Annotated in this window: 18 protein-coding genes and 1 tRNA gene; 14 read left to right on the top strand and 5 right to left on the bottom strand. The window is 53.0% G+C overall.

Annotated elements, in window-relative coordinates; translation table 11 throughout:
• The first annotated feature begins 10 nt into the window (after positions 1–10).
• The 8 genes from nuoI (at position 11) to htpG (ending at position 8881) form a co-directional block, all read left to right on the top strand.
• Positions 11–499 carry an NADH-quinone oxidoreductase subunit NuoI gene (nuoI, locus tag IV91_RS0101615; RefSeq protein ID WP_031595494.1) on the top strand — a complete coding sequence of 163 codons (489 nt, stop codon included), beginning with the start codon at positions 11–13 and terminating at the stop codon, positions 497–499.
• A 39-nt stretch (positions 500–538) separates the two neighbouring features.
• On the top strand, positions 539–1108 hold the full coding sequence (locus IV91_RS0101610; RefSeq protein WP_031595493.1) for an NADH-quinone oxidoreductase subunit J: 570 nt from the start codon (positions 539–541) through the stop codon (positions 1106–1108).
• On the top strand, positions 1108–1413 hold the full coding sequence (gene nuoK, locus IV91_RS0101605; RefSeq protein ID WP_031595492.1) for an NADH-quinone oxidoreductase subunit NuoK: 306 nt from the start codon (positions 1108–1110) through the stop codon (positions 1411–1413). Before IV91_RS0101610 ends, nuoK begins: the two co-directional genes overlap by 1 nt.
• Entirely contained in the window at positions 1410–3377 is a 1968-nt protein-coding gene (nuoL, locus tag IV91_RS0101600; protein WP_031595491.1) for an NADH-quinone oxidoreductase subunit L, read from the top strand. The genes nuoK and nuoL overlap by 4 nt, the downstream gene beginning before the upstream one ends.
• Before the next feature lie 15 nt (positions 3378–3392).
• Positions 3393–4874, top strand: a complete 1482-nt coding sequence (locus IV91_RS0101595; protein ID WP_031595490.1) for an NADH-quinone oxidoreductase subunit M — start codon at positions 3393–3395, stop codon at positions 4872–4874.
• A 10-nt stretch (positions 4875–4884) separates the two neighbouring features.
• On the top strand, positions 4885–6336 hold the full coding sequence (nuoN, locus tag IV91_RS0101590; protein WP_031595489.1) for an NADH-quinone oxidoreductase subunit NuoN: 1452 nt from the start codon (positions 4885–4887) through the stop codon (positions 6334–6336).
• Between the two features lie 25 nt (positions 6337–6361).
• Positions 6362–6916, top strand: a complete 555-nt coding sequence (locus IV91_RS0101585; protein ID WP_031595488.1) for an NUDIX domain-containing protein — start codon at positions 6362–6364, stop codon at positions 6914–6916.
• Positions 6917–6988: 72 nt separating this feature from the next.
• Positions 6989–8881 (top strand): molecular chaperone HtpG, encoded by a 1893-nt coding sequence (gene htpG / locus IV91_RS0101580; protein WP_031595487.1) that lies wholly within the window; start codon positions 6989–6991, stop codon positions 8879–8881.
• A 21-nt stretch (positions 8882–8902) separates the two neighbouring features.
• Here the strand turns inward: htpG and IV91_RS0101575 are convergent, their stop codons facing one another.
• From IV91_RS0101575 to IV91_RS0101565, 3 genes are read right to left on the bottom strand one after another with little or no spacing between them, the layout of a single operon-like run.
• Complete coding sequence (locus IV91_RS0101575) at positions 8903–9868, bottom strand: sterol desaturase family protein (RefSeq protein WP_031595486.1); 966 nt, start codon at positions 9866–9868, stop codon at positions 8903–8905.
• 15 nt (positions 9869–9883) lie between these two features.
• On the bottom strand, positions 9884–10702 hold the full coding sequence (locus tag IV91_RS0101570; RefSeq protein ID WP_233418371.1) for a polysaccharide deacetylase family protein: 819 nt from the start codon (positions 10700–10702) through the stop codon (positions 9884–9886).
• Positions 10665–11627, bottom strand: a complete 963-nt coding sequence (locus IV91_RS0101565; protein ID WP_051861829.1) for a YncE family protein — start codon at positions 11625–11627, stop codon at positions 10665–10667. Before IV91_RS0101565 ends, IV91_RS0101570 begins: the two co-directional genes overlap by 38 nt.
• Before the next feature lie 157 nt (positions 11628–11784).
• Here IV91_RS0101565 and IV91_RS0101560 point away from each other — a divergent pair, with 157 nt between their 5' ends.
• Together IV91_RS0101560 and rlmD are read left to right on the top strand one after the other, a co-directional pair.
• Complete coding sequence (locus IV91_RS0101560; RefSeq protein WP_031595483.1) at positions 11785–12324, top strand: NUDIX hydrolase; 540 nt, start codon at positions 11785–11787, stop codon at positions 12322–12324.
• Positions 12325–12354: 30 nt separating this feature from the next.
• Positions 12355–13659 carry a 23S rRNA (uracil(1939)-C(5))-methyltransferase RlmD gene (gene rlmD, locus IV91_RS0101555; RefSeq protein ID WP_031595482.1) on the top strand — a complete coding sequence of 435 codons (1305 nt, stop codon included), beginning with the start codon at positions 12355–12357 and terminating at the stop codon, positions 13657–13659.
• A gap of 60 nt (positions 13660–13719) precedes the next feature.
• Here the strand turns inward: rlmD and IV91_RS0101550 are convergent, their stop codons facing one another.
• Entirely contained in the window at positions 13720–14409 is a 690-nt protein-coding gene (locus IV91_RS0101550) for a Bax inhibitor-1/YccA family protein (protein ID WP_031595481.1), read from the bottom strand.
• A 213-nt stretch (positions 14410–14622) separates the two neighbouring features.
• On the opposite strand from IV91_RS0101550, the gene IV91_RS0101545 reads away from it, so the two are divergent.
• Positions 14623–14710: transfer RNA gene (locus IV91_RS0101545), tRNA-Ser, on the top strand.
• Positions 14711–14840: 130 nt separating this feature from the next.
• On the opposite strand, the gene IV91_RS19000 is transcribed toward IV91_RS0101545, so the two are convergent.
• Complete coding sequence (locus tag IV91_RS19000) at positions 14841–15083, bottom strand: hypothetical protein (RefSeq protein WP_150112344.1); 243 nt, start codon at positions 15081–15083, stop codon at positions 14841–14843.
• Positions 15084–15160: 77 nt separating this feature from the next.
• Between IV91_RS19000 and trhA the strand changes: the two genes are divergently transcribed.
• The 3 genes from trhA (at position 15161) to IV91_RS0101525 (ending at position 16854) form a co-directional block, all read left to right on the top strand.
• On the top strand, positions 15161–15778 hold the full coding sequence (gene trhA, locus IV91_RS0101535) for a PAQR family membrane homeostasis protein TrhA (RefSeq protein ID WP_031595480.1): 618 nt from the start codon (positions 15161–15163) through the stop codon (positions 15776–15778).
• A gap of 64 nt (positions 15779–15842) precedes the next feature.
• Complete coding sequence (locus IV91_RS0101530) at positions 15843–16211, top strand: hypothetical protein (RefSeq protein ID WP_031595479.1); 369 nt, start codon at positions 15843–15845, stop codon at positions 16209–16211.
• 61 nt (positions 16212–16272) lie between these two features.
• Complete coding sequence (locus tag IV91_RS0101525; protein WP_051861827.1) at positions 16273–16854, top strand: Crp/Fnr family transcriptional regulator; 582 nt, start codon at positions 16273–16275, stop codon at positions 16852–16854.
• The last annotated feature ends 77 nt before the right edge of the window (positions 16855–16931 follow it).

Here is a 16931-nt window from a genome sequence, read left to right as displayed (position 1 = left end):
GGAGTACCCTGTGGCTGACCTCAAATCCTTCGTCAAGAACTGGACCCTATCCGAATTGCTCAAGGGCATGAGCATTACGGGACGTCATTTTTTCGCGCCCAAGATTACCGTGCAATATCCCGAAGAGAAGACGCCGATGTCGCCCCGTTTCCGTGGCCTGCATGCCCTGCGTCGCTATCCCAACGGAGAGGAGCGCTGTATCGCCTGCAAATTGTGCGAAGCCGTGTGTCCTGCCATGGCCATCACCATCGAATCGGAACAACGGGAGGATGGAAGCCGGCGGACAACCCGTTACGACATCGACTTGACCAAATGCATTTTCTGCGGTTTCTGTGAAGAATCCTGTCCTGTGGATTCCATTGTGGAAACGCGCATTTTTGAATACCACGGTGAGCAGCGCGGAGATTTGCTCATGACCAAAGAAAAACTTCTGGCCGTGGGAGATCGTTACGAAGCCCAGATTGCGGCTGACCGGGCAGAAGACGCCCCTTACCGATGAGGATGACGCACCGTGCTTGATTCTTCTTTCCTGTTGTTTATGGCCTTTGCGCTGGTTCTGGTGGGGGCCGGTGTGGGGGTGATTACCGCCCGCAGTCCCGTCCATTCCGCCTTGTTCCTGGTGCTGGCTTTTTTTACCGGATCGGCGTTGTGGATGATGCTTGAGGCCGAATTCCTTGCCATCGTTCTGGTACTGGTTTACGTGGGCGCAGTGATGGTCCTTTTCCTGTTTGTGGTCATGATGCTCAATATTGACAACGAACGACTGCGCCAGGGGTTTTGGAAGCATTTGCCGCTCGGTGGAGGGGTTGCACTGTTGATGGTGCTGGAAATGTGGCTGGTGGTGAGCAGTCGTCAGTTTTCCTCCATGGTTCCGGATCCCCGAGGGTCAATCAGCAATACCAAGGAGTTGGGCCGTCTGCTCTATACCGATTACGTTTTTTCTTTTGAACTGGCAGCCGTTATTTTGCTGGTGGCCATTGTGGCCGCCATTGCCCTGACGCTGCGTCGCCGCAAAGATTCCAAGCACATGGACCCGGCTCTGCAGGTGCAAGTCAAAGCAGCCGACCGCATGCGGATCGTGTCCATGCCCGCCGAAAGGGAGTTGTAATGCTCAACCTGACAGACTATCTCATGCTCGGATCACTGCTGTTTGCCATCAGCATCGTGGGGATTTTTCTCAATCGGAAGAATCTCATCATTTTGCTCATGTGCATCGAGTTGATGCTGCTGGCCGTGAACATGAACTTCGTGGCTTTTTCCCATTACTTGCATGATACGGCGGGCCAGATTTTCGTTTTCTTCATTCTCACTGTAGCAGCAGCGGAATCGGCCATTGGTTTGGCCATTCTGGTGGTGCTGTTTCGTAACCTGCGCTCCATTCATGTGGACGACCTCAGCCACCTCAAGGAATGATCGACATGAGTGTGCCAAGTCTTTATCTTCTGGTTCCTCTAGCCCCCCTGTTGGGTGCGGTGCTGGCAGGGTTTTTTGGCAAAACTCTGGGCAAGGCGGGCAGTCACACCGTTACGATCCTCGGCGTGGCGGTATCCCTGATCGCATCTATGGTGATTGCCCAGGATGTTTTTGCAGGGCACTCCTTCAACGGAACCGTTTATCAATGGCTGACCATGGGAGACTCCTCTGTTTTTGAGGTGGGCTTCCTGATCGATCCGCTCACCGTCACCATGATGCTGGTGGTGAATTTCGTTTCCCTCATGGTCCATATCTACACCATTGGGTATATGCACGAGGATGACGGGTATCAACGTTTTTTCAGTTACATCTCGCTCTTTACCTTCTCCATGCTGATGCTGGTAATGGCCAATAATTTCGTCCAGTTGTTTTTTGGCTGGGAGGCGGTGGGTCTGGTGTCTTATCTGCTGATCGGTTTTTGGTATACCCGTCCCACGGCCATTTATGCCAACCTCAAGGCATTCCTGGTGAATCGGGTGGGTGATTTGGGTTTTTTGCTCGGGATCGCTTTGATCCAAGCCCATTTTGGTTCTCTCGATTATGCCACGGTGTTTCAGCAGGCCCCTGATTTTGCGCGGGATACCATCGAATTGTGCGGAGGCATGCCGGTCTCCCTGATTACGGTCATTTGTCTGTTGCTGTTTGTGGGAGCCATGGGCAAGTCGGCACAGATGCCCCTGCATGTCTGGCTACCTGATTCCATGGAAGGTCCCACGCCCATTTCCGCACTGATCCACGCGGCAACCATGGTAACTGCCGGGATTTTCATGGTGTCCCGCATGTCTCCTCTCTTTGAGTTGTCCCCCACAGCACGCTCCACCGTTCTCGTGATCGGTGCATGTACTGCCCTGTTCATGGCTTTCCTGGGGCTCATCCAGAACGACATCAAACGGGTAGTGGCTTACTCCACCCTGTCCCAGTTGGGTTACATGACCGTGGCATTGGGCGCTTCAGCCTATCCTGTAGCGATTTTTCATCTGGGAACCCACGCTTTTTTCAAGGCACTCCTGTTCCTGGGCGCGGGCTCCGTGATCCATGCCATGCATCATGAGCAGGACATGCGCAAGATGGGGGGGCTTCGGCGTTATATGCCCATTACTTATGTGACGGCGTTGATCGGTTCTCTGGCTTTGGCTGGCATTCCGCCCTTTGCCGGATTTTTTTCCAAGGATGCCATCATCGAAGCCGTGCGTGCCAGTCATTTGCCTGGCTCAGGTTTCGCTTCCTTTGCCGTGCTGTCCGGGGTATTTGTGACGGCATTTTATAGTTTCCGCATGCTTTTCATGACCTTTCATGGGAAACCGCGCATGGACCATCATACCCGTGAGCATCTCCATGAATCGCCCCTGGTCATTACCCTGCCGCTCATCATGCTGGCCATTCCTTCGGTCATTGCCGGCTGGATCTTCATTGGGCCCATGGTCATGGGAGATTATTTTGGTTCTTCCATTACCCTGCTGCCCGGAACTGGCGCTCTGCCGGAAATGCGCGAGGCCTGGCATGGGGTAGGCCCATTCGTTGTCGAGGGAGTTCAGTCCCTGCCTTTCTGGCTGGCCGTTTCCGGGATTGCGCTGGCTGCCGCTTTGTACCTCAAGTGGACCCATATTCCCGCGGTGATCGCCCGTGAATCCGGCGCCATTTATACCCTGTTGGACAATAAATACTACTTTGATCGTTTCAATGAAGTTTTTATAGCCGGCGGTGCCCGTTGTTTAGGGCAGGGATTGTGGAAACTGGGGGATGTAAAGTTCATCGATGGCTGGATCGTCAATGGTTCTGCCCAACTGGTGGGGGCCTTGTCCACACGCTTGCGCCGGATTCAGACGGGCTACATCTACCACTACGCCTTTGCTATGATTTTTGGGGTGTTCTTCCTGATGAGCCTGTGGTTCATCAAAGCGTAATTTGAGCGGAATTCCATGACTGCACACCATCTTCTTTCTTTGAGTATCTGGGTCCCCATTCTGGCGGGGATTCTCGTCCTCGCCCTGGGGCGCGATTCCAACCCGGGGCTAACCCGTGGAGTGGCACTGGTGGGGGCTTTGTTGGGCTTCCTGGTCACCCTTCCGCTTTATACCGGATTCATCAACGCCTCGGCGGCCATGCAGTTTGAAGAAGCCTACCGCTGGATTCCTGCTTTCAACATCACTTATCACTTGGGAATCGATGGGATTTCCCTGTGGTTTGTCCTGCTCAACAGTTTCATGACCATTCTGGTAGTGATAGCAGGCTGGATCGTCATCGAAAAACGACAAGCTCAGTACATGGCGGCCTTTCTGATCATGTCCGGGTTGATCAACGGTGTGTTCGTATCCCTGGATGCCATTCTGTTCTATGTTTTCTTTGAAGCCATGCTGATACCCATGTATCTGATCATCGGGGTATGGGGGGGGCCGCGCCGAGTCTATGCTTCCATCAAGTTCTTTCTGTATACCCTATTGGGTTCCCTGCTCATGCTGGCGGCTTTCATTTATCTGTATTTCGAGGCCGGAGAGTCTTTCGAAATCCTCAAATTCCAGGCAGTGGCTCTTCCTCTGGGAGTTCAGATCCTGATTTTTATCGCCTTCTTCATGTCCTTCGCCGTCAAGGTGCCAATGTGGCCGGTTCATACGTGGTTGCCCGATGCCCACGTGGAGGCCCCGACGGGAGGCTCGGTCATTCTGGCCGCCATTACCTTGAAAATTGGCGCTTATGGATTTCTGCGATTCAACTTGCCCATCACACCAGATGCCAGTCATGCCCTCGCCGGGACGATGATCACCCTATCATTGATTGCCGTGGTGTATATCGGTCTGGTGGCTTTGGTCCAGCAGGACATGAAGAAACTGGTGGCCTATTCATCCATTTCACACATGGGGTTTGTGACCCTGGGGATCTTTCTGTTCAACCCCATGGGCATGGAGGGAGGTCTGCTTCAGATGATTTCGCACGGGTTTATCTCGGGTGCCATGTTTCTGTGTATCGGCGTATTGTATGACCGCATGCACACACGACAAATTGCTGATTATGGCGGGGTGGCCAATACCATGCCGAAGTTTGCGACTTTCATGGTGTTGTTTTCCATGGCCAACGCCGGCTTGCCTGGAACCAGTGGTTTCATTGGAGAATTCATCGTTGTCCTGGGAGCGATTCAAGTCAATTTCTGGTATGCCACACTGGCAGCCACCACGCTGGTTCTGGGCGCCGCCTACACGTTATGGATGGTGAAGCGGGTTATCTTTGGAGAAGTGGCCAATGACCATGTGGCAGCGCTCAAGGATATTTCTGGCCGAGAATTCCTGTTTTTGATCATTCTGGCACTGCTGGTATTGGGGATGGGGTTGTACCCCAAGTTGTTCTCCGAACCCATGCACGCTTCGGTCCTGCAGTTGATCGAGCAGGCCTCGACCCCCAAGTTCTGATGGAGCGACGATGACCTTCGCCACACCCAATCTAGTTCCAGCCTACCCGGAAATTTTTCTTCTGGTGGCGCTTTCTGCCCTGCTGATCGCGGATTTGTTCATTTCCGAGTCCAAACGATTCCTGACCTATGCCTATGCTCAACTGGCCTTGGTGGGGACGGCGGGGTTTCTTCTGATCGGTTCCCTGGGGCAGGTGGTGACGACCTTCAATGGGTCCTTCGTGGATGACCCCATGGCCCGTACCCTGAAGATGATCTCCGTGCTGACGGTATCCTTCGTTCTGGCTTATTCCCGTGACTACATTCAAAGCCGTGGTTTGTTCAAGGGTGAGTTTTTTGTCCTGATCCTCTTTGCGCTGCTCGGGATCATGGTCATGATCTCTGCCAACCATTTTCTGGTGCTCTATCTTGGGTTGGAACTGCTCTCCCTCTCTCTGGCCTCCTTGATTGCGTTGCAGCGGGACTCGAGCGTTGCCACCGAAGCCGCCATGAAGTACTTCGTCCTGGCGGCCCTGGCTTCTGGAATGTTGTTGTATGGCCTGTCCATGATCTACGGCGCCACAGGCACTCTGCAAATGGCTGAAGTAGCCAATGTCATTGCTCAAGGTAATGCCGACCCCGGCATTCTGGTTCTGGGGTTGGTGTTCATGGTGGCAGGCTTGTCCTTCAAGTTGGGTGTGGTGCCTTTCCATATGTGGGTACCCGACGTGTACGAAGGGGCGCCCACCGCGGTTACCCTGTTTGTGAGCACGGCACCCAAGATTGCCGGCTTTGCTTTCTTCATGCGTTTGCTGGCGGGAGCCATGGGACCCATGATCGCAGATTGGCAATCCATGCTCATCATTGTTTCGGTACTGTCCATGCTGGTTGGAAACGTGACGGCCATCGCTCAAACCAACCTCAAGCGTATGCTGGCTTATTCCACCATTGCGCACATGGGGTTCCTGTTGTTGGGCATCCTGTCAGGTACCTTGGGAGGATATGCAGCGGCCATGTTCTACGTAGTAACTTATGTTCTTACGAGTTTGGCCGCTTTTGGCCTGATTTTGCTCATGAGTCGCGAGGGTTTTGAGGCAGACCAACTGAATGACCTGAAAGGATTGAACAAACGCAGTCCTTGGTATGCCTTTTTGATGCTGTTGATCATGATCTCCATGGCAGGGATTCCGGTTTCTGCGGGTTTCTTTGCCAAGTTGTCCGTGCTCAGTGCCGCCCTGGATGCCGGATTGACCTGGTTGGTGGTCGTGGCGGTACTCATGTCCCTGATTGGCGCGTTTTATTATCTGCGTGTCGTCAAACTGATGTACATGGATGAGCCGGAGGATGACACGCCGATCGTGGGGGAAAGTGATCATCGCCTGCTTCTCAGCATCAATGCGTTGACATTGCTCGCGCTTGGAATCATCCCCCAGCCACTCATCGATCTGTGTACGGCATCCATCGCTCAGTCGCTGCGCGGGTAAAATAATCGTGCTCCTTGACTGGAACATGCCTGACCATTCATGGCCGGACTTCACCGAACGGACCCTCGATTCTGCTCAGCGCTATCGAGGAGCATTACTGGATGTTCATGAAGATCGGGTTCAACTTCCCAACGGTCAGGAAGCCACCCGGGAATATATTCGGCATCATGGGGCTGCGGCCATTATTCCCTTGCTGGATGAAAAAACAGTACTCCTCGAGTATCAGTTCCGCTATCCCCAACGGCGCCACTACTTTGAAATCCCGGCAGGAAAACTGGATCTGGGTGAGGATCCACTGAAAGCGGCACAACGGGAATTGAAGGAAGAAACCGGGTACCGGGCGGGACGCTGGAAAAAACTTATGTGTTTGGACCTGTGTATTGCTTATTCCACGGAACAGATCACCTATTTTTTGGCTCAGGACCTTATTTTCGAAGAAATTCGGCGTGATGAGGAAGAATTTCTTGAAACCTTGGCCGTACCTCTGGAAGAAGCCTGGCGCTGGGTGGAGACAGGGCGCATCTGTGATGCCAAGACCGTGGCAGGTCTGTTGTGGCTCAAGACTCTTTCACCCACTTGAAATTGAACTGATTGCCCCCAACTCAGGGTCATCGCTGTATTTTTCGTTCAAACCCACGGATGTGATGACACCATGAGCCATAAGGAATCCCTGAATTTTCAGACCGAAGTCAAACAGTTACTGCAGTTGATGATTCATTCACTGTACAGCAACAAGGAAATATTTTTACGTGAATTGATTTCCAATGCCTCCGATGCCTGTGACAAACTGCGTTTCGAGGCCATTCAAAACGCGACACTTCTGGAGGGGGATCCCGACCTGGCGGTCCATCTGGAAATCGATAAGGAAGCTCGTACATTGACCATCCGGGATAATGGGGTGGGGATGTCGCGGGAAGAAGTGATCAGTAACATCGGGACCATTGCGCGTTCCGGAACCAAGGAATTTCTGGGCAAACTGTCGGGCGATCAGGCCAAGGATTCTGCGCTGATCGGGCAGTTCGGGGTTGGTTTCTATTCTTCATTCATCGTTGCGGATAAGGTTACTTTGACCACCCGTCGGGCCGGAGCATCAGAGTCGGAGGGCGTACAGTGGGAATCTTCGGGAGATGGTTCTTTCTCCATTGAAACCTTGGAAGTTCCAACGCGCGGGACTACGGTGACGCTGCACCTCAAGGAAGGAGAAGAAGGGTTTCTCGATGCCTGGAAATTGCGTGGTATCGTGCGTCGCTACTCCGACCATATCCAGTTGCCGATTCGCATGAAAAAAGACCCTGTTCCTCCTCAGGAAGGAGAGGAAAAGGTCATCAACGAACCGGAGGAAGAAACTCTTAATCAGGCCAATGCGCTGTGGGCCCGTCCCAAGAATGAAATCACGGAAGAGCAGTATCAAGAGTTTTACAAGCACGTTTCCCACGACTTCGAGGCTCCTTTGGCCTGGAGTCATGCGCGGGTGGAGGGCAAACAGGAATACACGGAATTACTCTATATTCCGGCCCGTGCCCCCTTCGATCTGTGGGAACGCGAACCTCGTCACGGAATCAAGTTGTATGTGCGACGCGTTTTTATCATGGAGGACGCCAAGAAACTGGTGCCTCAATATCTGCGCTTTGTGCGTGGGGTGATTGATTCGGCAGATCTGCCCCTCAATGTGTCCCGTGAAATCCTGCAGGAATCCAAGGATATCGATACGATCCGTGCCGGTTGTACGCGCAAGGTACTGGGGTTGCTTGAAGATCTGGCAGAAAACCAGAAAGAGAAATATCAAAAGTTCTGGAATGAGTTCGGACGTGCCTTCAAGGAGGGAGCGGGCGAGGAATATGCCAACCGTGAAAAATGGGCGGGATTGCTGCGTTTTTCTACCACCCACACGGACAAATCCGATCAAACCGAGTCGCTCAAGGACTATATTGGGCGCATGAAAGACGGGCAGGATACCATTTACTATGTGACGGCAGAAAGTTTTGCGGCAGCCAAGAATAGCCCGCATCTTGAAATTTTCCGTTCCCGTGGGATTGAAGTACTTCTCCTGTCTGATCGCGTGGATGAGTGGGTCGTTTCCCATCTGGAAAGTTTTGAAGAGAAGCAACTTCATTCCGTGGCCAAGGGAGATCTGGATCTGACCAAATTGGGGGTCGAAAAGCCCAAGCTGGAAACCTCGGATTCTGAAACTCTGAAACCTTTGCTGGAGGCCATGCAGGGGGCGTTGGGTGAACAGGTCAAGAGCGTTCGCGTCAGCCAGCGGTTGACCGAATCTCCCGCCTGTCTGGTGGTGGAAGAGGGCGATCTGTCGGGTAACATGGCCCGTTTTCTGAAATCCGTAGGCCAGTCAGTGCCCACCTCCAAGCCCATCCTTGAGATCAACCCCGATCACCGTTTGATTCTGCGTCTCAAATTGGAAACAGATCAACAGCGTATTGCAGACTGGAGCCAATTGCTTTTTGACCAGTCTTTGCTGGCCGAAGGCGGGCAGTTGGAAGACCCCGCTCAATTCGTCAAACGTCTCAACCAGTTGATTCTCAACTAAGTACTGCTTCCTGGGGAAAGTTCAGGCTTTCCCCAGGGTCAGGGCTGACCAGAGTCGTTGACAGCCCAATCGTTGCTGAGCCCAAAACCCACTGCCATAGTTCCGTCCCTCTTGCTGATCTGCAATGCCTGTGGGCGGCGTCTCCCTTGAAAAATTGGCAGTTCCGAACAGAATGTCCCATATCGGGAAGAGTACGGCAAAATTGCAACTCAATTGACCACTATTACTGCCTGTACCCACCCCGTGGTGATAGCGATGGTAATGGGGACTGACCAAACAACGCTCAAAGGGGCCGAAGCGCCAGGCAATGTTGGCATGAGCCAGACTTTGCAGAACGCGGGGGATCATCATGAGCAGGATGAACTGACCGGGTTCTACGCCGATGACCAAACTGAGCAGGGAGAAAAATGTTGCGGTGAACACATCATCCAGAAGGTGGGTACGGTCGTCGGACCAGTAACTCATGGTTTGTTGACTGTGATGGACGCCATGCAGCGCCCACCACCATTCCAGTCGATGCTGGAAGCGGTGCAACCAGTAGGAAAAAAAGTCAATGATGACGAGGTAGGCAAAAAAGGTGGGGAGTGGGTGGTTTTCCAAGGCAGGGATGAGGTCTTCCAGGGTATAGGGGATAAATCCATGGAATCGTAACCAGGCATCCAGCTTGAAGGTGAGGGGCCACATCAGAACGAACATCACAAGAGGAATGAAACCCAGACGGTGAAGAAGGGTATAGAGGATGTCCACGCGCACCCCACGCCGTCCAGACCAGCGTTCAGCAGGAAAAAGCGCTTCAAGCGGACGAAAAAACAGGATCAGGAGAGCAATTTCTCCCATACCCACCAGAGCAAACTCCGTGGCATCGAAAGCCTCCTCCTGATAGGCCAGCAAGCCTAGAGGGGGGAGCAGAGGATTGACGCAATGTTCAAAGACCCAGGCCTGGGTCAGCGTAAATCCGTTCATGAAAGTTTCAAACCAGGTCATCATGGTACGCGTTTACGCTCATTCCGTAGATTTGGGCAAGGTGGCGAAGCAGAAGCCGCGGGCCTGCAGGCCGGTGATCAGAGGTTCGAAGACCCGTACAAAAGGATCATGGCGCGAGCGAATACCCAGATGCATCATTAAAATGTCGCCATCCTTGAGGTGAGTCAGGGCCTGGTTCAGTAAACGCGGATTGGGATATTTTTCCGAGGGCAATTCATCTCCCAAAAATCCTGCAGCGGACCAACCTACATGCTGAGGAAAACCACAGTCCCCGGCCCAGGTTGCGGCGTTGGGGGTAAGATGTCCGCCGGGAGCGCGCCAAATGGGTTCCAGGGATTGTCCCGTCAATACCTTGAAGCGCTCATTCACGCGCTGCAGGTTTTGACAGAACCCTGCTTTGTCGAATTCGCGGGGTGCATGGTCACCGCCACGGGTCAGAATGTCGCCTGAGGAAAGGTCCTTGACCAGGGTGGCATGAAACCAGGTGTGATTGCCGAAATGGTTCCCTTCTCGTACCCGTGCACGCCAAAAATCGCGCCAACTGTCATCGAGCGCATGATCTCCGCGCCAGGTGGGTTCATTGGCCACGAAAAAGGTAGCCTTGATCTGGTGTCGCTGCAAAATCGTGGCAATGGTTTCTGCGGACTGCATGGACCCGGTGTCTAGAGTTAGGTACAGGGTGCCATGACACGCCGGGGAAGGGGTATTTGGGGACCGCTTCGCGCACCACACTGCGGAGCTCAACAGGATCAAGGCAATACCGCACTGCAGGGCCAAAGGATTCATAAGAGCATCATCCTTACTGGCGTGCAGCGTGATGCTCAAAGAAAATGCCATGGGGCGATTTGCCCACAGGAATGGTGCGTACCACCTTATCCGTGGACAAGTCGACTACGCTGACCTGACGAATCCAGCGATTGGTGATCCATAGTTCCTTGCCATCTGCTGATACTTCCATGTCATCGGGGCCACCGGGTACGGGAAAGGTTTTGGTGATGGTGAGCGTCTGGGTATCGATGATGGAGACGGTGTCTCCGGAACGATTTCCGACAAAGATATGGCGTCCGTCTCCTTCGGGCATGAAGTTATGCGTGCCTTTGCCTGCGGGAATATGTTTGATGATTTGGGCGGTTTTGTAATCCACCACGGCGACTTCGTTCAGTCCCATGATACCCACCAGAAGATGTTTTCCATCGGGGGTCAAAATTACACCGGCAGGAGTTTTTCCAATGGGTATGATCCATTTGACCTTGAGGGCATGGAGGTCGATGGCGGCCAATTGATCACTGCCCTGCAGAGTGACAAAGACCGTGGAACTGTCTGGGCTGAAGGCCATGTGGCTGGGCATGGAGGCCAATTCAAAGCGTTTGACCAGATGGAAATCGTGAGCATCATAGACATCCACTCGATCCAGGCGCAGTGAGTTGGCGACGAACCAATGTTTGTCGGGGCTGAAGCCGATCTGATAAGGATCACTGATGCGGGTCAGACGGCGCAGGATATCGCCCGTTTTGGGGTTCAGGAAAACCAGATCATTACTCACGGCATTGGCGACGATGAGGGCACTGTTGTCCGGCAAGCTCATCAGATGATGAGGCTCACGACCAACGTAGAAGTGATCCATGGGTTGATAGGTCTGACGATCGATGCGGGTGATGGTGCCTTCTCCCGAATTGAGCACGACAACGACTTCTGCTTCTGCGCGGCAAGCCAATACCGCCAGAGAAAAAAGTGTCAACACTGTCATTAATAAGGATCGCATGGGTTAAAATCGGGGGGTGAGCATAGATTTACTCGTGGGTTGGGTGTGCGGTTAGGTAACGGGCCATTGTATGAAAACTTCAGACTTTCGGTTTGATCCAAGTCAGGTCCGCACGGGATATTCCCATTCTACCATTTTCAAAGAGGATGGCTTTGGCATGAATTACTGTTCCAGTTGTGGCGTGCGAGTCTTGACCCAGGTCCCGGAGGGGGATCATTTGCCCCGTCAGGTTTGTCCCAGTTGCCATACCATCCACTACAGCAACCCAAAAATTCTGGTGGGGGCCATTCCGGTCTGGGAAAGAAAAATTCTGCTTTGTCGACGGGCCATTGCACCCCGTGAAGGCTACTGGACCATGCCCTCCGGTTTTATGGAGAATGGGGAGACCTTGCAGATGGGCGCGGCGCGCGAAACCTTTGAGGAATCCCTGGCCCGGGTGACCATCGAGGACCTGATGTCGGTTATCAATATTGCCGCCCATAATCAGGTACATATCCTTTTTCGGGCACGAATGGACAGCCCGGAGCATGGCGTTACGTTGGAAAGTAGCGAGGTGCGCTTTTTTGAAGAAGCAGAGATTCCCTGGGCTGATTTGGCCTTTCGCACGGTGACTCAGGCGCTGACCCATTTTGTGGAGGATCGTCAGCGTGGCCAGCGTACCTTGCATCTGGTAGATCTCGAAACGACACGCCCTTGAGGGGCTTTGGCAATAAAGGGATAAGAAGGGATGGAGGTAGTCTTACAGATCGAGGGCCTGGACCACGAGGCTCAGGGCATCGCCCGTCATGAAGGGAAAGTGGTCTTCGTGGACGGGGCGCTGCCGGGCGAGACCGTACGTGCCGAAATCAAGCGGCGCAGATCCCATTTCGACCAAGCGGAACTGCGTGCAGTTTTGGTGCCAGGACCCAGCCGGACGGAACCCCGTTGTCCCCACTTTGGCCATTGTGGCGGGTGCAACATGCAGCATGCCGATCCCGCGGCGCAAATTGCTTACAAGCAACGTATTCTCGAGGATAATCTGGCACGAATTGGCAAGGTTCGTCCCGATAGCCTGTGGGGTCCCTTGCAGGGTCCGGATTGGGGATATCGTCAGCGGGCGCGTTTAACGGTGCGCTGGGTGGCTAAGAAAGGGCGAGTGCTGGTGGGGTTTCATGAGAAACGTTCCAGTTTCGTGGCGGATATGGACTCCTGCGCCATTCTCACGCCTGCCGTATCCACCCTCTTGGTTCCCTTGCGCAATCTGATCATGGAACTGACCGTGCGGGAATGTCTGCCTCAGATCGAAGTGGCGCACAGCGAAGACCTGTTGGTCTTGGTATTGCGCCTGCTGGAGTTGCCCACGGATGAAGACAAGGTAAAAATGCGCGCTTTTGCAGACCGGCACGGAGTGCAGTTCTGGTGGCAGACCAGAGGGCGGCCCGATACGGCACATCCCTTCTACCCTCTCGAGCAACCTGGTTTGGCTTATCGTCTCGATGAATTTGACTTGGAAATCCCCTTTGGGCCTACCGAATTCACTCAGGTGAACGGCGAGATCAATCGTGTGCTGGTGGGTAAAGCAGTGCGTCTCCTGGATCCCCAGCCTGAGGAACGAGTGATGGATTTGTTCTGTGGCCTTGGAAACTTTTCCTTGGCGTTAGCCCGGCGGGGTGCTCAGGTCCTGGGGATTGAAGGAAACCAGGTCTTGGTGGATCGGGCCTATCAAAATGCTGCGCATAATGGACTTGAGAAGAACACCCGATTTCAGGTTGCTAATTTGTTTGAGGTGGATGAATCTACGGTGGCGGGTTGGGGAGTTCAAGACAAATGGTTGATCGATCCACCCCGGGATGGGGCCATTGATCTGGTCAAGGCCATTGGGACCGAGGGCCCCCGCCGCATTGTTTACGTCTCCTGCAGTCCGGCCACCCTGGCGCGGGATGCTGGCGTTCTGGTGCATCAGAAGGGGTATCGACTGAAGGGGGCAGGGGTATTCAACATGTTTCCTCATACCGCCCACGTGGAATCTCTTGCCTTGTTCGATCGGGAGTGACAAACAAAAAAAGCGTAGACCTGATGGGACAGGTCTACGCTTTATCGGAAGAACTATGGATTAGCGACGATCACCGCCAAATATTCCCAGCAATTGCAAGAGGCTGACAAATATATTGTAGATGTTGACGTACAGGCTCAGAGTTGCAGTGATGTAATTGGTTTCTCCTCCATGAACGATGGCGCTGATATTGAACAGGATCATCAACGAAGAGAAGATCATGAACGCGCCACATAGCACTACCTGGAAGAGAGGCAAGTGCAAAAAGATATTGGCGATCACGGCCACCATCAAGACCACGGCCCCCACGGCCAGAAACTGGGCCATGCCGGTGAAGTTGCGTTTGGTGGTGCTGGCCACGGCCGACAAGGTGAAGAACACGGCAGCAGTGCCTCCGGCGGCCAGGGAGACCAGTTGGGCTCCATTACGGAAAGCCAGGGTGAATTGAAGCAAAGGCCCCAGCATGACGCCCATGACAAAGGTCAGGAGCAAAAGTAAATAGACTCCGACGGAACTGTAACGATTGGCTTCAATGGCGTAAAAGAGACCATAGATGGCCCCCAGAAACAACAAACTGGTGAGCATGGGACTGGCAGCCATGAAGGCGAAACTCAGATTGAGACCCACCAGGGCGCCAACGGCCGTTGGAATGAGGGACAAGCCCAGTAACCAGTAAGTATTTCGCAGCACTCGGTGTTGCAGCGAATCCAGTTGGCCCGCTTGATTGTAAATGTTGTACTCTCGTTGCATGGTATCAGACTCCTTCAGTAATACCCTGTACACAGGGCTCGCCCCACTAAGACAACGCTGGAGAGGAGAAGTTGCAAGATCCATTCCTGCTCCGTTCTTCCTGTCCGTTAGATGGGGACGGGGTAAAGATACCACAAGTGGGGGAGGAGCGTGGTATCCTAACGCACTCTAAAAAGACGAACCCGTTTCCTCACGGGTTCGTCTTCAACCAACGGAAGCGTGGCCGAGCGGTTTAAGGCACTGGTCTTGAAAACCAGCGATGGGAAACCATCCGTGAGTTCGAATCTCACCGCTTCCGCCATAAATCAAAGGGTTGTTTGTGCAGTGCGCTCATGGTTTCAAAGTCAGGTGAATCACCAATTCCGAGTATTGGCTCAATATGCGGGTCGGTGGTGAGCAAATAGGCTTGTCCGACTATTTACTTGCCCTGCTCAAACATGCAGGGCGGCGATGTCGCCAGCATTCAGATTGTCGAAATTTTCCGGGAAAGAAAATTGTTTCTTGCCTAACCCCAACTTGCCATTGAGAGGTGATGTTATGTTGAAGGGTATTTTATTCGGTGTGACGTTAACAATGGGGATTGCATTGATTGGCGGTTGCTTTTTGGTAAATAGTGGTCTAATTCCGGCCAATGCTGATGCAAAACCGGGGCGACTGGAAACCTGGATGGCCAAGACTTCGTTAAAGGAACAGAATCCGGTTGCACTGACAGACCAAAATCTCCTGGGCCAGATGGACCGGAAATAATCACATGTACTCCGGGGAGAAGTTCAACACTTTGACACATCTCGTCGGAGCCATTCTGGCAATCGCCGGTGTTGTCGTGCTGATTGTACTGGCGGCGTTGAATGGTGACCCGTGGAAGGTGGTAAGCGTCTCGATCTACGGCGTGACGTTGGTGTTGCTTTACAGTTTCTCCGTGCTCTATCACAGTATGCACGGACGCGCCAAGATTTTCCTGCGCAAGTTGGATCACCACAGCATCTATTGGCTTATCGCCGGAAGTTACACCCCGTTCTGCCTGGTGACGCTACGCGGTCCTTGGGGCTGGTCGCTGTTCGGTGCGGTGTGGGGGCTCGCAGTCTTCGGCGGCTTGCAAGAACTGAGGCCACAGAGCGAAGCGCGAACACTATCCTTGTGGATCTATGTTTTGATGGGCTGGCTGGTCTTGGTTGCTCTGGTTCCGTTGGAACGGGCACTGGGGCCGGCCGGTTTCGCCTGGCTCGTTGCCGGCGGACTGTTCTATACGATTGGCATCATCTTCTATGTGCTCGATACACGCCTCAGCCATGCGCATGGGATCTGGCACTTGTTTGTGATGGCTGGCAGCGCCGCTCATTACGTTGCTATCCTGCATTATGTTTTGTGAGTGAAGCAAGTATAAAAAATGCAAACCATTTTCTGGCTGTTTGATTATTGATAAAGGGGTTTACATGAGCAAAACTGAAATTAAATGGCTGGATACGCCGGAGAAGCACGACTACCCGGCGGCTGAATCTTACCTGAGCCTGATCTACGATGTACAAACCGTGGTAACATTCATCGAGCGATTGAAGCAAGCCCCCATGACCAAATTCAAGGCAAAGGATATTTTCAGGGCCTCCGGCTTGTCCTTGTTGGGGATCAGCAATTCCCGTGTAGAAAGAGACCGCAAAAAGATTCTGGATGGACAGGCTCTTTCTCCATTGCTGCTTGTACGGGATACCGTCAACAGCAAGGTTGTGATTGCCGATGGTTACCATCGCATGTGTGCGGTATACGGGTTTGAGGAAGATTCCAATATTCCGTGCAAGATTTGCTGATCACTAGGGTCGATGGGAATCGCCAACCAAACATTTCCTTGGTACAATTTCCCCCTGTGTGATGGCAGAGTGGATCTGCGTCGCGCCTCTGGATCTGCTTCCCTACTCTGAGGATATTATGACCAGCAAATCTGTTTTGCCCCATGGTGAGGATCTCGACCAAGCAACTCAAGTCAGGTTATCCCAGTTCATGGACCATCAATATCTTTGCGCCTCCCTGACAGTGAACGAGGTTCGCACCCTGCTGGAGTATCTGACTTATCAGGAAGTTAATAAAGGCGACATCCTGTCCGAGATTGGCTCGGTGGGAGATGCCTTGTATTTTGTGGTTCAGGGGCAGATCGCCTTGGCCTTTGTGGAACAGGACCAGGAAAATGAAATCGCCTCTGCGGGACCGGGGGAAATGTTGGGAGAGATGTCTTTTTTTGACAAAATGCCTCGTTCGGTTCGGTTGGTGGCCAAAGAGCCTGCTACCCAACTGCTTAAATTGTCCAGAACCATGTATAAGCGTTTGAAATCCGAGCATCCCTTTATCGCCATCCAGATTGTAGAGCATGCCATTGTGAGCCTGGATCGGTTGTTTCGGGCGGTCAGTACCAATTATTCTCACTTTTCCCATTATCTTTACCGTACCGGAAAATAATTTCTTTCGGGTTTTTAAACCGGTTGCGGAAGTGCAATTACCGCTTGGTGAGACCGTGGCAAGACTCCGCCCGTTGC

Origin of the sequence: Ferrovum myxofaciens (genome assembly GCF_000735045.1) — a bacterium.
GTDB lineage: Bacteria > Pseudomonadota > Gammaproteobacteria > Burkholderiales > Ferrovaceae > Ferrovum > Ferrovum myxofaciens.
Note: the sequence above shows the minus strand (reverse complement) of the source record. Positions and strands in the feature narration are given on the sequence as shown.

Excerpts from the sequence above, each read along its gene's own strand:
- htpG (WP_031595487.1), top strand. The coding sequence starts at position 6,989 with ATGAGCCATAAGGAATCCCTGAATTTTCAGACCGAAGTCAAACAGTTA.
- rlmD (WP_031595482.1), top strand. The coding sequence starts at position 12,355 with ATGGAGGTAGTCTTACAGATCGAGGGCCTGGACCACGAGGCTCAGGGC.
- IV91_RS0101550 (WP_031595481.1), bottom strand. The coding sequence starts at position 14,409 with ATGCAACGAGAGTACAACATTTACAATCAAGCGGGCCAACTGGATTCG.
- nuoL (WP_031595491.1), top strand. The coding sequence starts at position 1,410 with ATGATCGACATGAGTGTGCCAAGTCTTTATCTTCTGGTTCCTCTAGCC.
- IV91_RS0101560 (WP_031595483.1), top strand. The coding sequence starts at position 11,785 with ATGAATTACTGTTCCAGTTGTGGCGTGCGAGTCTTGACCCAGGTCCCG.
- nuoK (WP_031595492.1), top strand. The coding sequence starts at position 1,108 with ATGCTCAACCTGACAGACTATCTCATGCTCGGATCACTGCTGTTTGCC.
- IV91_RS0101585 (WP_031595488.1), top strand. The coding sequence starts at position 6,362 with ATGCCTGACCATTCATGGCCGGACTTCACCGAACGGACCCTCGATTCT.
- IV91_RS0101570 (WP_233418371.1), bottom strand. The coding sequence starts at position 10,702 with ATGGCATTTTCTTTGAGCATCACGCTGCACGCCAGTAAGGATGATGCT.
- IV91_RS0101595 (WP_031595490.1), top strand. The coding sequence starts at position 3,393 with ATGACTGCACACCATCTTCTTTCTTTGAGTATCTGGGTCCCCATTCTG.
- trhA (WP_031595480.1), top strand. The coding sequence starts at position 15,161 with ATGTACTCCGGGGAGAAGTTCAACACTTTGACACATCTCGTCGGAGCC.
- IV91_RS0101530 (WP_031595479.1), top strand. The coding sequence starts at position 15,843 with ATGAGCAAAACTGAAATTAAATGGCTGGATACGCCGGAGAAGCACGAC.
- IV91_RS0101610 (WP_031595493.1), top strand. The coding sequence starts at position 539 with ATGGCCTTTGCGCTGGTTCTGGTGGGGGCCGGTGTGGGGGTGATTACC.
- IV91_RS0101525 (WP_051861827.1), top strand. The coding sequence starts at position 16,273 with ATGGCAGAGTGGATCTGCGTCGCGCCTCTGGATCTGCTTCCCTACTCT.
- IV91_RS0101575 (WP_031595486.1), bottom strand. The coding sequence starts at position 9,868 with ATGATGACCTGGTTTGAAACTTTCATGAACGGATTTACGCTGACCCAG.
- nuoN (WP_031595489.1), top strand. The coding sequence starts at position 4,885 with ATGACCTTCGCCACACCCAATCTAGTTCCAGCCTACCCGGAAATTTTT.
- IV91_RS0101565 (WP_051861829.1), bottom strand. The coding sequence starts at position 11,627 with ATGCGATCCTTATTAATGACAGTGTTGACACTTTTTTCTCTGGCGGTA.